This window comes from Psychromonas algicola (assembly GCF_004378355.1).
Taxonomy (GTDB): Bacteria; Pseudomonadota; Gammaproteobacteria; order Enterobacterales; family Psychromonadaceae; genus Psychromonas.
This window is the reverse complement of the sequence record NZ_SNUB01000008.1, coordinates 29873-43625: the sequence shown is the minus strand read 5'-3', so window position 1 is coordinate 43625 and position 13753 is coordinate 29873. Positions and strand designations below refer to the sequence as shown.

The 13753-nt window shown below is 37.2% G+C and carries 15 protein-coding genes; 1 reads left to right on the top strand and 14 read right to left on the bottom strand.

Annotation, left to right across the window (positions count from 1 at the left end; translation table 11 throughout):
• Positions 1-75: 75 nt before the first annotated feature.
• From fabF to yceD, 8 genes are all read right to left on the bottom strand, one after another.
• Positions 76-1317, bottom strand: coding sequence for a beta-ketoacyl-ACP synthase II (gene fabF, locus E2R67_RS05855; RefSeq protein ID WP_134289994.1), 1242 nt, complete (start codon positions 1315-1317; stop codon positions 76-78).
• A gap of 172 nt (positions 1318-1489) precedes the next feature.
• Positions 1490-1723 carry an acyl carrier protein gene (acpP, locus tag E2R67_RS05850; RefSeq protein ID WP_134289993.1) on the bottom strand — a complete coding sequence of 78 codons (234 nt, stop codon included), beginning with the start codon at positions 1721-1723 and terminating at the stop codon, positions 1490-1492.
• Between the two features lie 174 nt (positions 1724-1897).
• On the bottom strand, positions 1898-2632 hold the full coding sequence (fabG, locus tag E2R67_RS05845) for a 3-oxoacyl-ACP reductase FabG (protein WP_134289992.1): 735 nt from the start codon (positions 2630-2632) through the stop codon (positions 1898-1900).
• A 1-nt stretch (position 2633) separates the two neighbouring features.
• Positions 2634-3575 (bottom strand): ACP S-malonyltransferase, encoded by a 942-nt coding sequence (gene fabD / locus E2R67_RS05840; protein WP_134289991.1) that lies wholly within the window; start codon positions 3573-3575, stop codon positions 2634-2636.
• A gap of 58 nt (positions 3576-3633) precedes the next feature.
• On the bottom strand, positions 3634-4593 hold the full coding sequence (locus E2R67_RS05835) for a beta-ketoacyl-ACP synthase III (RefSeq protein WP_134289990.1): 960 nt from the start codon (positions 4591-4593) through the stop codon (positions 3634-3636).
• Positions 4586-5626, bottom strand: a complete 1041-nt coding sequence (gene plsX, locus E2R67_RS05830) for a phosphate acyltransferase PlsX (protein WP_134289989.1) — start codon at positions 5624-5626, stop codon at positions 4586-4588. Before plsX ends, E2R67_RS05835 begins: the two co-directional genes overlap by 8 nt.
• Before the next feature lie 8 nt (positions 5627-5634).
• Positions 5635-5805: a 50S ribosomal protein L32 gene (gene rpmF, locus E2R67_RS05825; RefSeq protein WP_025562454.1), complete on the bottom strand. Its 171-nt coding sequence runs from the start codon at positions 5803-5805 to the stop codon at positions 5635-5637.
• Positions 5806-5823: 18 nt separating this feature from the next.
• A complete protein-coding gene (gene yceD / locus E2R67_RS05820; RefSeq protein WP_134289988.1) occupies positions 5824-6345 on the bottom strand; it encodes a 23S rRNA accumulation protein YceD in 522 nt (173 codons plus the stop codon).
• Between the two features lie 136 nt (positions 6346-6481).
• Here yceD and E2R67_RS05815 point away from each other — a divergent pair, with 136 nt between their 5' ends.
• On the top strand, positions 6482-7063 hold the full coding sequence (locus E2R67_RS05815; protein WP_134289987.1) for a Maf family protein: 582 nt from the start codon (positions 6482-6484) through the stop codon (positions 7061-7063).
• A gap of 68 nt (positions 7064-7131) precedes the next feature.
• Here the strand turns inward: E2R67_RS05815 and E2R67_RS05810 are convergent, their stop codons facing one another.
• From E2R67_RS05810 to E2R67_RS05785, 6 genes are all read right to left on the bottom strand, one after another.
• Positions 7132-7608, bottom strand: a complete 477-nt coding sequence (locus E2R67_RS05810) for an acyl-CoA thioesterase (protein WP_134289986.1) — start codon at positions 7606-7608, stop codon at positions 7132-7134.
• 216 nt (positions 7609-7824) lie between these two features.
• Positions 7825-8235 (bottom strand): GNAT family N-acetyltransferase, encoded by a 411-nt coding sequence (locus E2R67_RS05805; RefSeq protein WP_134289985.1) that lies wholly within the window; start codon positions 8233-8235, stop codon positions 7825-7827.
• Between the two features lie 21 nt (positions 8236-8256).
• Positions 8257-8925: a YoaK family protein gene (locus E2R67_RS05800; RefSeq protein ID WP_134289984.1), complete on the bottom strand. Its 669-nt coding sequence runs from the start codon at positions 8923-8925 to the stop codon at positions 8257-8259.
• A gap of 146 nt (positions 8926-9071) precedes the next feature.
• Positions 9072-10253, bottom strand: coding sequence for a beta-barrel domain-containing protein (locus E2R67_RS05795; RefSeq protein WP_134289983.1), 1182 nt, complete (start codon positions 10251-10253; stop codon positions 9072-9074).
• Positions 10254-10273: 20 nt separating this feature from the next.
• Positions 10274-12445, bottom strand: a complete 2172-nt coding sequence (locus tag E2R67_RS05790) for an ATP-binding cassette domain-containing protein (RefSeq protein WP_134289982.1) — start codon at positions 12443-12445, stop codon at positions 10274-10276.
• A complete protein-coding gene (locus E2R67_RS05785; RefSeq protein WP_166739325.1) occupies positions 12446-13714 on the bottom strand; it encodes a TolC family protein in 1269 nt (422 codons plus the stop codon).
• Positions 13715-13753 lie beyond the last annotated feature (39 nt).

Genomic DNA, 13753 nt, shown 5'->3' with positions numbered 1-13753 from the left:
AAATCATATAAAAATCAGCCATAAAAAAACCCGATGGATTAGATCGGGCTTTTATTTTATGAATAGTGCTAAGAACTAGATACGTTTGAAGATCAAGGTACCGTTTGTTCCGCCAAATCCAAATGAATTTGATAATGCATATTCAATGTTTGATGGACGTGCTTTACCATCAGTAACATAATCTAAGTCACAACCTTCACTTGGGTTTTCAAGATTAATTGTTGGTGGAGCAACTTGGTCTTTTAATGCTAATACACTGAAAACAGCTTCAATCGCCCCAGCAGCACCTAATAAGTGACCAGTCATTGATTTAGTTGAGCTCATCATGACAGATTTTGCATCATCGCCCCAAATACTTTTAACCGCTTGCGTTTCTGCAATATCACCAGCAGGTGTTGAAGTACCGTGAGCATTGATATATTGAATATCACTTGCTTTGATGCCAGCATCTTTAATTGCATTTTTCATTGCCAATGCCGCACCAGCACCACTTTCTGGTGGTGACGTCATGTGGTAAGCATCGCCACTCATACCGAAACCTACAAACTCAGCATAAATTTTTGCTCCACGAGCTTTTGCATGTTCGTATTCTTCAATCACTAATACACCAGCACCGTCACCTAATACAAAACCGTCACGAGATTCATCCCATGGACGACTAGCCGTTTCTGGTGAATCATTGCGAGTTGATAATGCACGTGCAGCACCGAAGCCACCCATACCTAATTCAGTTGATGCTTTTTCAGCACCACCAACAACCATTACGTCGGCATCTCCATATTGAATCATACGAGCGCCTAAACCAATGCTATGAGTCCCTGTTGTACAAGCCGTTGTTACTGCAATATTAGGGCCTTTTAGACCTTTATTAATTGATACATGACCTGAAATCATATTGATAATTGATGCAGGAACAAAGAATGGGCTTATTTTACGAGGGCCACTTTTGTTCATGTTATCTCTATTTGCTTCGATGATACCTAAACCACCGATACCCGAGCCAATTGCAACACCAATGCGCTCAGCATTTTCATCATTGATCACTAAACCAGAATCTGTAATAGCTTGCTCTGCCGCAGCCACACCGTATTGGATAAATAAATCCATTTTACGGGCTTCTTTCTTTGGCATATATTCTTCAACATCAAAATCTTTAATTAGACCAGCAAATTTAGTAGAAAATTTTTCAGTATCGAAGTGCTCTATATTAGAAATTCCACTTTGACCTGCTTGTATAGCCTTCCATGACTGCTCAACCGTGTTACCTACTGGTGATAACATACCTAAACCAGTTACTACAACTCGACGCTTTGACACTAGACTCTCCTAATGAGATTTAAAAAACAATAACGAAATACTTTAAACAAAATATTTAGTTATGACTTTAATGAGGATAAGTTAAATAAATATGACTTGAACCAAATAATAAATAGACAAAAGGCGGTCAATAGACCGCCTTTAGAAAATTTCTACACATTAAAGTGAAGAATTAACCGTTGTTAACAACGTAATCGATTGCAGATTGAACAGTAGTGATTTTCTCTGCTTCGTCATCTGGAATCTCTGTATCAAATTCTTCTTCAAGAGCCATAACAAGCTCAACTGTGTCTAGTGAATCAGCACCAAGATCGTCAACAAATGAAGCAGCATTTTTTACTTCTTCTAGTTGAACACCAAGTTGTTCTACGATGATGTTTTTTACGCGTTCTTCGATATTGCTCATGTTTTATTTCCTTTGTAATTACGCTTTTGCGTTAAGTTGCGGTAGTTTATTCTATCGCATTTAATATTCAAGTATTCTATCACTGGTTAGACCAGTTATTTTAAACTTTAATCAGCAAATTAGTAGAATAATTGTATTCTTTTAGCTTAATTGGTTAACAGTAATTGTCAACAATTAGACCATATACATGCCACCATTAACGTGAATTGTTTCACCATTAATGTAAGCTGCGCCTTCAGATGCTAAAAATACAACTGTTGCCGCAATCTCTTTTGGGTCACCTAAACGACCAGCTGGAACGTTTGCTAAAGTAGCTGCTCGTTGCTCTTCGTTTAATGCTTTAGTCATATCTGTTTCGATAAAACCAGGTGCAACAGTATTCACTGTAATGCCACGACTTGCAACTTCACGTGCTAATGATTTAGTAAAACCAATCACACCTGCTTTAGCCGCTGCATAGTTTGCTTGGCCCGCATTTCCCATAGTACCAACAACTGAACCTACGTTAATAATACGACCTACACGTTTTTTCATCATAGGACGAAGTGCTGCTTTGCTTAGTTTGAAGATAGGCGTTAGGTTAGTGTTAATAATGTCATCCCACTCGTCATCTTTCATACGCATTAATAGGTTGTCACGCGTGATACCAGCGTTATTAACTAATACATCAACACTACCAAAGTCTTTCTTAATTGCTTCAAAAAGTGCTTCGATTGATTCATTTTCAGTCACATTTAATACGAATCCTTTACCAGATTCGCCTAAATATTCACTGATGGCAGCAGCGCCGCTTTCACTTGTTGCTGTTCCTAGTACAGTTGCACCTAATGCTAAAAAATTCTCAGCAATTGCACGGCCAATACCACGGCTTGCACCAGTTACTAAAACAACTTGATCTTGCATACTCATTTTATTCTCCTTTAACTGCGGCTAATGCTGCATCTAAACTTGTTGTGTCATTAATTGCTTGTGCAGTAAAGCTTTTGTCGATACGACGAACTAAACCGCTTAATACTTTTCCTGGACCCGCTTCAACTTGTAAGTTAATACCTTGCTCAGCCATTTTTACAACAATTTCAGTCCAACGTACTGGACAGTATAATTGGCGTACTAATGCGTCTTTGATCTTATCTGCATCTGTTTCTGCAACAACATCAACATTATTAATCACAGCAATTTCTGGTGTATTGAATGTTAATGCTTGTAAGGCAACCGCTAATTTATCTGCAGCAGGTTTCATTAATGCACAGTGAGATGGGACAGAAACGGGTAATGGTAAAGCACGTTTAGCACCAGCTTCTTTACATAGTACACCAGCGCGTTCAACTGCGTCTTTATTGCCAGCAATAACAACTTGGCCTGGAGAATTAAAGTTAACAGGAGAAACGACTTCACCTTGTGCAGCTTGCTCACAAGCGGCTGCAATTTCAGCATCACCTAAACCAATGATTGCATACATAGCACCAACACCAGCAGGAACAGCTTGTTGCATAAGTTGCCCACGAAGTTCTACTAATTTAACAGCGTCTTTAAAGTCAATGACACCGGCACATACTAATGCAGAATATTCACCTAAACTGTGACCAGCCATAGTCGTTGGTTTTTCACCACCGATTTCAGCCCATACACGCCAAATAGCAACAGATGCGGTTAATAATGCAGGTTGAGTTTTATCTGTTTGATTTAAAGCATCCGAAGCCTGATCTTGAGTTAACGCCCAAAGGTCATAACCTAATACGTCACTTGCTTCTTTAAATGTATCAATAACAACAGGATAAGTAGCAGCTAAATCAGCAAGCATACCTGTACTTTGTGAACCTTGGCCCGGAAAGGCAAATGTAAAGTTTGTCATTTTAGTTCCTAAGTTTTCTATTAGACTTCTATTAATATTTTGTATCGATGGTAATAAATTACATTATTACCAGAGCGCTGCCCCAAGTGAACCCACCACCAAATGCTTCTAATAGCACTAATTGGCCCGGTTTAATTTTGCCACTGCGTACACCTTCATCAAGTGCAAGTGGTACAGAAGCCGCTGAAGTATTGCCATGTTTATCCAACGTTAAAATCACTTGCTCCATGGACATACCTAATTTTTTAGCCGTCGCTGCAATAATGCGTTGATTAGCTTGATGTGGAACCAACCAATCTAGCTTTTCTTTATCTACATTATTAGCCGCTAGCGTATCAACAACAACCTGGCTTAACTTTTTAACAGCAACTTTAAAAACTTCGTTACCGGCCATAGATAAATACGACTCACTCAATGAGTCTACATTTCCACGTTCAGCATTAGGTAGTTTAAGCAGATCACCAAAACGACCATCAGCATTAATATGCGTGGATAAGATACCAGGCTCTTCTGTTGCAGTAACAACAACTGCTGCAGCACCATCACCGAATAAGATAATTGTGCTTCGATCTTCAGGATCACAAGTATTAGCTAATGCATCAGCACCAATAACTAAAATGTTTTTATTGCTTCCAGCTTTAATAAAATTATCAGCGATGCTGAGTGCGTAAGTAAAGCCAGCACAAGCGGCTGACACATCAAACGCAGGAATATCGTAAATACCTAATAAGTTTTGCACTTCACAAGCAGCAGAAGGAAAAGCATTATGATTACTTGTTGTTGCGACAATGATTAAGTCTAAATCATTCGCTGTTAAGCCTGCCGCTTGCAATGCTTTTTCGCCCGCTTCTTTACCCATATAAGCAATTGTTTCTTGCTTATTAGCGATACGACGCTCTTTAATACCCGTACGAACGGTGATCCATTCATCACTTGTATCAACCATATTCTCTAAATCTTGGTTAGTGCGTACTGCTGTTGGTAAATAACTACCCGTACCTATAATTTTACTATTCATGTGATAAACAATCTCGCTCTACTAAGACAGACTCCAATCTTGCATTAATACAAGCTGGTATCTGCCATTGAATTTCTTTAATGGCTTGTTCAATTGCATAGGTAAATGCTTCAACATTTGCACCACCATGGCTTTTAACAACGATTCCACGCAATCCTATCAAACTCGCGCCATTATACAGATCTGGATGCAAATGTTTTAATTGGTTTTTTATTACTGGATTCAATAACTTACCCAGAAGTCGAGTATACCATGTTGCATTCATGGCTTGTTTTAGTTGTGTTAAAAATACTCGCCCCATCCCTTCATAACTTTTCAGTGCAATATTTCCACTAAATCCATCAGTTACTATGACATCTGCACGGCCATCAAACAATTCATTTGCTTCGATGTAGCCGATGTAGTTAACATAATCAGTTTTAGATAGTAAATTGGCACAGTTTTTTATTGTGCCACTGCCTTTATTGGTTTCGCGTCCGACATTGAGTAAAGCAACGAGCGGTGAATTTATTTGCTCTACTTTTTCGCAAAGTACACTCCCCATCACAGCAAAATTAAATAGCGCATTACAATCACATTGTAAATTCGCACCTAGATCCATTAAATAACTGTGTCCGCCATTATTATTAGGCCAAGCAGAGACTAATGCAGGACGAGAAATTCCTTTCAATGTTTTTAAGGTGTGTTTAGCTAACAGCATCAATGCACCTGTATTACCACTACTCACACAAGCGTCAGCTTCACCATTTGCAACTAATTTTAATGCCACATACATTGAAGATTCTGTGCGATGTCTTAATACCGAAATCGGGTCATCTTCCATGGAAATAGTTTCAGGAGCATGAACAAATGTCACTCTAGGATGTTCTAATAGCTGATATTTTTTTAATAAAGGAAGTATTTGCTTACCATCACCAACAATAGAAAGTAACAGTTCAGGATGTTTTTGTAGGGATTGAAAACTTGCAGATAGAGAAATATGGGGGCCAAAATCTCCCCCCATGGCATCAAGCGCAATAGTAAAGTTACGCAAAGTAATACTTACTTTTCGATGACTTTTTTGCCTTTGTAGAAGCCGTCAGCAGTAACGTGATGACGACGGTGAGTTTCACCAGAAGTGCTATCAACAGTTAAAGTAGGTGCACTTAGTGCATCATGTGAACGACGCATACCGCGTTTTGAAGGAGTCTTACGACTTTTTTGTACTGCCATTGTTAAAGTTCCTGCTTGTTACTTGAGCTTTAGCTGAGCTAGAGCATCAAATGGGTTAGGACGTTCTTGTTCTTCTTCAATTTCACCGAAGCTACTTTCGTAGTTGCCATATTTACACTCTTCAATTGCATGTTTAGCAATTTGAGGAAGCGTTAATAAAAGCTCGTCTTCAACGATTTGATGAAGATTTACCTCCCCATTTTCATCGTAATAAATGGGTTCATAAACGTCTGGTAAATTATTTTCCTGTTCTTTATTTTGAACGGGACAATACGTAAATTCAGCTTCACATTGATAAGTCATAGGCTCATTGCACCGTTGACAAGTGAGTTCTACTGCGACACTTGCTTTGCCTTTGAATATTCTCAGCTTTTGCTGGTCAACATCAAAAGCAAAATAAGTATCGATATCAGAGTGAATACTGTTTGTTGATTCTCTTAATCTGCTTAATAAAGATTTATCGAGACTGGCTTCAATCTCTAATCTATTATTAGCAGCGCGAACAGAATCAACGCTAATCGGTAATTTAACCTTTTGCATGGTCGCGAATAATATAGATAGAGTGCAAGTTAGTCAAAGAAAAAGCGCTATTTTTATTAAGTTTTTATTCAGTTATCGCTTTATTCTTTCACAACACCTAAAATAAACTTATTTTTATACTTAACTAAGGTCCATTATGTCACAAACGCTAGTACTAGCATCGACTTCCCCCTTTAGAAAGCAATTGCTAGAAAAACTTCACTTAGAGTTTTCCACAGCTAACCCACAAGTTATTGAAGATGAGTTACCTAATGAAACCGCAATTCAATTAGTGGAGAGATTAGCCATTGCGAAAGCACAAGCGGTAACTGGCGACTTTCCTAATGCCTTAATTATAGGCTCAGACCAAGTTTGTTTAAATAATGGAAAAATTCTTGGTAAACCGGGCAATTTTGATAATGCATTTAAACAACTAAAAGCAGCCAGTGGCCAGCATGTTACTTTTTACACAGGGCTAGCATTAGTGAATAGTAAAACAGGTCAAGTTCAATCTTTAGTAGAGCCCTTTGATGTGTACTTTAGAGACTTATCAGACGAAATGATCACTAATTATCTCAATAAAGAACAACCTTATAATTGTGCAGGTAGTTTTAAAAGTGAAGGATTTGGTATTAGCTTATTTAGTCAATTTGAAGGTAAAGACCCAAATAGTTTAATTGGATTACCACTGATATCTTTAATCGAAATGCTAGAAAAAGAAGGTTTAACGGTTATTTAACTTTCAGGCAAACTATATTGATAGTTAAGAGGTTTCTATTTAGAGAAAATAGAAACCTCTTAACTAAGTTAATCGGCAAATATTCTCATTTCTTCACCAATTTTTTTACGCATATCCATTAATTTCTTTGCAGTTTCATTTTGCTTAATATCGGCTTCAGACTCTGGAATCCATTGAGGAACTTGCTCCGATTGACCATTTTGATCAACCGCAACCATGATCACAATACAGTTGGTTGTTAAACGACGATTCAATGATTTCGGGTCACAAGCATTCACTTCTAAAGCAATGTGCATTGATGAATTGCCCGTGTAAATCACTTTCGCATCAACTTCAACAAGGCTACCAACATGGATAGGTGCAATAAAACGAATGCCACCAGCATAAGCCGTCACACAATAACGACCACTCCATCCAGCTGCGCATGCATAAGCCGCCAAATCGATCCATTTCATTACAGCACCACCGTGCACTTTACCGCCAAAATTGACATCTTGTGTCTCTGCTAAAAATCTAAGCGTAATATCACGTTGTGGTTTTTTCATATTCATTCTCTAAATTCTGTAGGAATGTTGAATTTATATTCAAACGAGCTTGTTAGCAAATAATTAGTGATTAAGTTAACAAAAAATTTACAATTGCTTATGTTTTGTATGAATTTCAAGCAATTCATAATAAAAAACTTAATGATTTAAAATAGCTGGAGCTCATAAAATAGTGATTAAATTAACATTAATCTGTACTGTTGATAAATATCGAAGTTAGAGATTGGCGTGCATTTTATAATATGAAACTTTATTTTTATAAAATAGCTCTCCAGAAATTTGGAAACCTAAACCTTGATAAAAATTGACAGCAGAAGATCTTGCATCAAACCAAAAATAAGTAACGCCGCATTTACTTAATATTTGAATAATATGATTCAATAAATGCGAGCCAATTCCCTTACCTTGAAATTCCGCTAACGTGGCAAATTTTCTTAATCGAGCAGAAGATGGATCGTTATCCATATAAATTGAAGCAACAGAGACCAATTTATTATTAATAGTTACGCCAAAATGAAGTGCTTTATCATCTCCCTTTAACATACAATATTCAGGTAACTCATTTGGCCACAATACTTTATGACGAATTGGTATTGTTTGTTGTGCTGTTAATTCGACGACCTGCAATGCTTACTCCTTATGTTATATTTATTGGTCATGTTGTGTTTTAGCATTGTAAATAGAATAAGACATTGCTAATAGCAAGCAGCCCACAGCAGGCATAAATAAAGCTTCAAATTTAAATGCATTGAAAGCAAATGCCCCAAAAATACCACCAAAAATAAAGCCATTGATAATTAAAATAAAAAGTAGAGCTTTGCGCTTATCAAACGCCTCTCCTCTTAATTTTGCACCAACCATCAAACCTAAGTCTGTAAAAATACCTGTTACGTGCGTTGTACGAATAACAGCGCCACTAAATGTGGTTACCAATGCATTTTGTAAACCACAGGCAGCAGAAGCAAAGTAATGCCCATAAAAAGAGTCTTTAGTTAAAAAGCAAATAGCGATCAATAGAAAGCATGCTTCTAACATTAAAAGACGGCTGTAATTACGGCCTAGCTTTAATGCACCACTACGTAAAAAGAATCCAGAAATAGTCGCACCAATAATAAAACTGAGTAATACCATAGAAAGATGCAGAACGTCTGTAAATAAAGCATTAACGATAGAAGTACCAATTAAAGTCGCGGTGCCTGAAAGGTGAGAAATAGATTGATGGTTAAAGCCTAATAAACCAATTGCATTTACAAAACCTGCAATTAAAGCAAGTACAAAAGAGCCGAATTCGATCCAACGAGGTAATTTTGAAATCACAATAATCCTTTAACCAATGAAGTTAAAACTCAAGCTATTGAAGTATATTTCAATATTTATTAACCAATGTTGCTCTTTAACATCAAAAAAAACAATCAATTATTGATTAGCTTCTAATATGAGTATCTAAGATTCACAAATTTTACTTAACGCTCATTAAAGGATTCAAATAAAGTTTTACGTAATGGTTTTAGTAAATAATCCATTAAAGTTCTATCGCCGGAACGAATATCAACCTGCGCAGTCATTCCTGGTAATACGGTGATTGAATGCCCTGCGCTAGTTACAACAGGAAAGGCATCTGGAGAAACATGTACACGATAATAAATTTCAGTACCATTGCTAGTTTCTTCTTTCAATGTATCAGCACTAACATAAATTACCTTACCTTTTACAACACCATAAATCGTATAATCGTATGCATCAAAACGAATAGTGGCACTTTGTTCTTTATGTACTTGAGCAATATCCGCAGGTAAAACCTTGGTCTCAACAATTAACTCATCATCAAGTGGCACGATTTGCATAATCTCTTCACCTGCACTTAGTACGCCACCAACGGTAGTAACTCGAACATTTTTAACTACACCAGGTACTAAAGCAACGAAAATGCTATCTTGTTTTTCCTGATCTCTGCGATTAAAAATTTGTTGATTCTGTGCAATATCATCTTCCGCTTTAGCAAGGTCAATACGCGCATCTTCTAAGAACTGATTTTTATAATTAATTAATTTAGCTTCAGCTTCATTCAGAGATCGTTTTGCATGCAATCGCTCTAATGCGCTTACATCACCTTCTTTAAATAGTTTATTTAGTATTTCAAGTTCTTCTTTTGCTAAATTAACAGCATGACTTAAAGTGCTAGAACCCGCCAGAAAACCTTTGCGGCGTTGTTTAAATAGCGCTTTTTCTACAATTGCAGTTTCTTTAAATTTTTCATCGAATTCAATCGGAAAAAAGATATCATCTTCCCCAACCACTTCAGCACGTAAACGTATTGCTCGCGCTTTAACTGCAAATAGCTTAGCTTCAACTTCTGATACGGAGGCTTGAATACGAGTAGTATCTAAACGAGCAAGTATATCGCCAGCTTTAACCAAATCACCTTCTTTCACGTTCAGCTCTGAAATAACCCCACCATCAACAGCTTGAATAATCTGCACTCGGCTACTTGAAATAATCTCTCCAGTCGCTTTAGCAACTTCATCAATGCGAAATGATGTAGCCCAAAAATAAAAGCTAACTAATGATGCTAATAATACAATCAAGAGAATACCTTTACCTTCTCGGTAATAGTTCTCTAATCGATTTACTTTGGCTTCATTCACCTAATTTTTCCTTTCTATTTTTATATAACATCAGGGAATTTTCTGCCTGATATTGATGATGATTGTTGAATAGGTTTATTTTGAAAGCGAGTTTGCATCTGCGGCAAGACATTTTCAGGTTTACCATCTTTTAAGACAGTACCTTCATTCATCACAACAACACGATTTACCCAAGCCAATGCATGCTTCGGTTTGTGAGTTGCAACAATAACAATATCATCGGGCTGTACATTATCCTTTAGTACTTGCCAGACCTTCGCTTCACTATCCACATCTAATGAAGCTGTAGGCTCATCCAGAATCCAAATTCGAGGTTGATTGATAACCATACGAGCCAAAGCAACAAGTTGTTGCTGACCACCAGAAAGGCCAACACCACCTTCACTAATAGGCAGTTCCATTCCCATAGGGCTAGTTGCAGCAATGGCATCGATGCCTAAATCATGAGTTATTTTTAACAAACGAGAGTCTGTTGATGTACCAGAAAGAGCAAGGTTACTTCTTAATGTTCCCTTAAATAAATGCACTGATTGAGGCAAATAACTTAAATGGGAAGACACTGTTTGAGGTTCCATTTCCCATAAATCGGCCATACCTAATTTAACACGTCCTTCGCTCGGACGATGAAGCCCAGCAAGTATTTTCAATAAAGATGACTTACCACAACCCACTGCGCCTAATAATAAAACTCTATCGCCTGATTTAAAAGATAACTTAGGAATATTAACCTGTTGAATGGGCGATTCAGGATAAGCAAAACGTAGACCTTCTACTTCTAACGTTTCAGGAAGCTCTTCGGGTGAAAGTAAATGTTGCTGATCATTACGCTCTTTGTTGAGCATCAACACATTATTAGCCATATTTAAGGCTTGTGAGGCACTTTGCCATTGAGACAAATGCTGAACACCTTGTGCTATGGGAGCAATCACTCGTCCACCTAAAATGCTACAAGCAATCAATGCTCCCATGGTTAAATGACCACCACCAATTAAAAAAACACCAACGACCAATGCACTAACATAGGCAATAGTCGATAAGCTTGTAGTTGTCACTGATGAAAAATTACTAATCGCTTTTTGTTGCACGTTATAACGACTAATAGATTGATTAATTTCTTGCCATTGTTGAGAAAACCGCCAACCAGCATTGTTTGCTCTAATAGATTCGGCACCACGAATTGCATCGACTAAAATTCCTTGGCGTTCATTTTCTCGCATTAATTGCTCATACATCAAACCACGTAATCGACGTTGTGTGACATAACCAAGTAAAATGGCTATCGGTAACAACGCTAAGTATACAAAGCCAATTTGGCCACCAATCACTGCAATAAAACCAATAAACATTAAAGCAAAAGGTAAATCAATTAATGACAAAATAAGAGCAGATGACAAAAACTGTCGAACAGCAGTTAATCCATTAACTTGAGCAGCTAATGACCCTAAACTTCGGGGCTGAAGATCTAATTGTAAATGTAAGAGATGATCAAATAAGTGTTGGGAAGTTTTTTTATCTACGGCTGCAGCCATACTATCAACAATACGCGCCCTTATTGTTTTTAATGACCAATCCAGTGAAATGATAAGCAACATACCGACAACTAATGTAGTTAACGTTGCGTAAGCTTGTGTTGGTACAACTCTGTCATAAACTTGCAAAGCAAAAAGTGAAGTCGCTACTGCGAGCACATTGATAATAATAGTTGCGACTGCAACTTTCCAGACCCATGCTGACTCACTAAACATTTCTCGCCACACTAATGCTGCGGCTTTGTTATCTTTAAATTTAAAATGACTTTGCTTTTTTTTTGCCGCCACTCGGCAAAGCAATACGACAGAATCGTGTAATGCCTCTTCTGAAACTAAATTAAGTTCTCCATTGGCATCTGTTAATGAAATATTACCCGCCTCTTCTCGCTGAGCAATCATCCATTTTTCTTGATAATGTATTAACGCAGGCAAAAGGCGCTGATCAAATCGACGCCAGCCAACTTGAATGACTTTTACATCTTTTATATCCGCAGAAATTAACGCACTCTGCAACCATTCAACAGGACGCACTTTAGGTAAATTTTTAGTTGTTTTTTCACAAGCTTGCTTCAATATGCATTCTTCAACATCACGGCCTAAAAGGCTCAAAAGTTTAGTAATCAAGGTTGAATTTAATTGCATACCTTTCTCTACTTCTCGCATTTATTGATATTCCCTTTCATTAACAACATCTAACGCGCCAACTAACACCATTAATTTTAATGAAGATCTATACCACTGAGTTCTTACATCAACTAGTTCTAATTGAGCAGAAGTCATTTCACGCTGAATATTTAGTACATCTAACCAAGTCTTTTTACCTGCTTCATATTGTCGAATATATGACGCCAAAATTGTTTCAAAGGAACCGATAGATTGATCAATAACACTCACCATATCACCTTGTGTTTTTCGGCTGTGAATTAAGCTATTGACCTGTCTAATAACTTCAGTACGAGCGACTTCAACAGCTTCCTGACTTGAAAGTTCTCTTGATTTAGCTGCATTAGAGGCCCCAACATAAGCGAAACCTAAACCATCAAGAGAGGCCTCAATGGTAATGCCGATTTGCTCACCATTGCTTGAACTAAAATCATCAATTTGTTTGCTCGCTTGTGCATAAACTGTTGGCATAATTGATGATCGCTCTCTGGCCGTATTTGCCTGAGCTAAATTTAATAAACGGGCTTTATGTGCAATTTCAGCACTATTACTTAGCGCTAATGTAATAATATCCTTGTCATCGCGAGGCAATGAAATAAAATCAACAGGTAAACTGGCTATATCGTTAATAGGTAATTGTGTTAATGCTGCTAATTCAGTTATTGCTAATAAAACATTGCCGTCTATATTGTTTTTTTGAGTTCGAGCTTGAATTAAACGCAAAAATGCTAAATCCACATCCGCCTTAGAAGCGACTCTTCCCTCGTAACGACGTTGGATTTGCTCTGAAAGGCTTTGTAAAGCAGCGACACTATTGGTTAGGATAGCTTGTTGCTGTTTCATATTTTCAAGCTCTGTAAAAGCAACAACAGTTTGATCTAATAATTCACGAGATATCCTGATTAAATCAGCTTGACCGACCACAACATCCATCTCAGCATATGCAATATTATTATCTATTCGACCAAACGCCCATAATGGTTGTTTGATTTCTAAATTAAGAATAGCCTCTTTTGTGTTTACATCATCATAATTACTATTAACATAACCTGTTTTAATACTAGCACTGGGATAACGACTTGCTTTTGCACTATCTTTTAAATGTTTTTTTTCTTCAATTTCAGATTGTTTACCATGCATCGCAGGATTATTTCTAATAACAGCTGTTAATAGTTCAGGTAAGCTATAAATTTTATTCATTACAGAAAGATTGTTTGATATAGCTGAAACAGGCGTATTAAATAAAAGGAATGTTCCTAATAAACTCATACGACAAGTCGCCTTAAATGCAACGCTATACTTATTAAG

What these genes read in the sequence shown, in the direction of transcription:
- rpmF (WP_025562454.1), bottom strand. Translation starts at nt 5,805, where the DNA reads ATGGCAGTACAAAAAAGTCGTAAGACTCCTTCAAAACGCGGTATGCGT.
- E2R67_RS05790 (WP_134289982.1), bottom strand. Translation starts at nt 12,445, where the DNA reads ATGCGAGAAGTAGAGAAAGGTATGCAATTAAATTCAACCTTGATTACT.
- E2R67_RS05835 (WP_134289990.1), bottom strand. Translation starts at nt 4,593, where the DNA reads ATGAATAGTAAAATTATAGGTACGGGTAGTTATTTACCAACAGCAGTA.
- fabG (WP_134289992.1), bottom strand. Translation starts at nt 2,632, where the DNA reads ATGAGTATGCAAGATCAAGTTGTTTTAGTAACTGGTGCAAGCCGTGGT.
- E2R67_RS05810 (WP_134289986.1), bottom strand. Translation starts at nt 7,608, where the DNA reads ATGAAAAAACCACAACGTGATATTACGCTTAGATTTTTAGCAGAGACA.
- E2R67_RS05785 (WP_166739325.1), bottom strand. Translation starts at nt 13,714, where the DNA reads ATGAGTTTATTAGGAACATTCCTTTTATTTAATACGCCTGTTTCAGCT.
- E2R67_RS05815 (WP_134289987.1), top strand. Translation starts at nt 6,482, where the DNA reads ATGTCACAAACGCTAGTACTAGCATCGACTTCCCCCTTTAGAAAGCAA.
- fabD (WP_134289991.1), bottom strand. Translation starts at nt 3,575, where the DNA reads ATGACAAACTTTACATTTGCCTTTCCGGGCCAAGGTTCACAAAGTACA.
- acpP (WP_134289993.1), bottom strand. Translation starts at nt 1,723, where the DNA reads ATGAGCAATATCGAAGAACGCGTAAAAAACATCATCGTAGAACAACTT.
- yceD (WP_134289988.1), bottom strand. Translation starts at nt 6,345, where the DNA reads ATGCAAAAGGTTAAATTACCGATTAGCGTTGATTCTGTTCGCGCTGCT.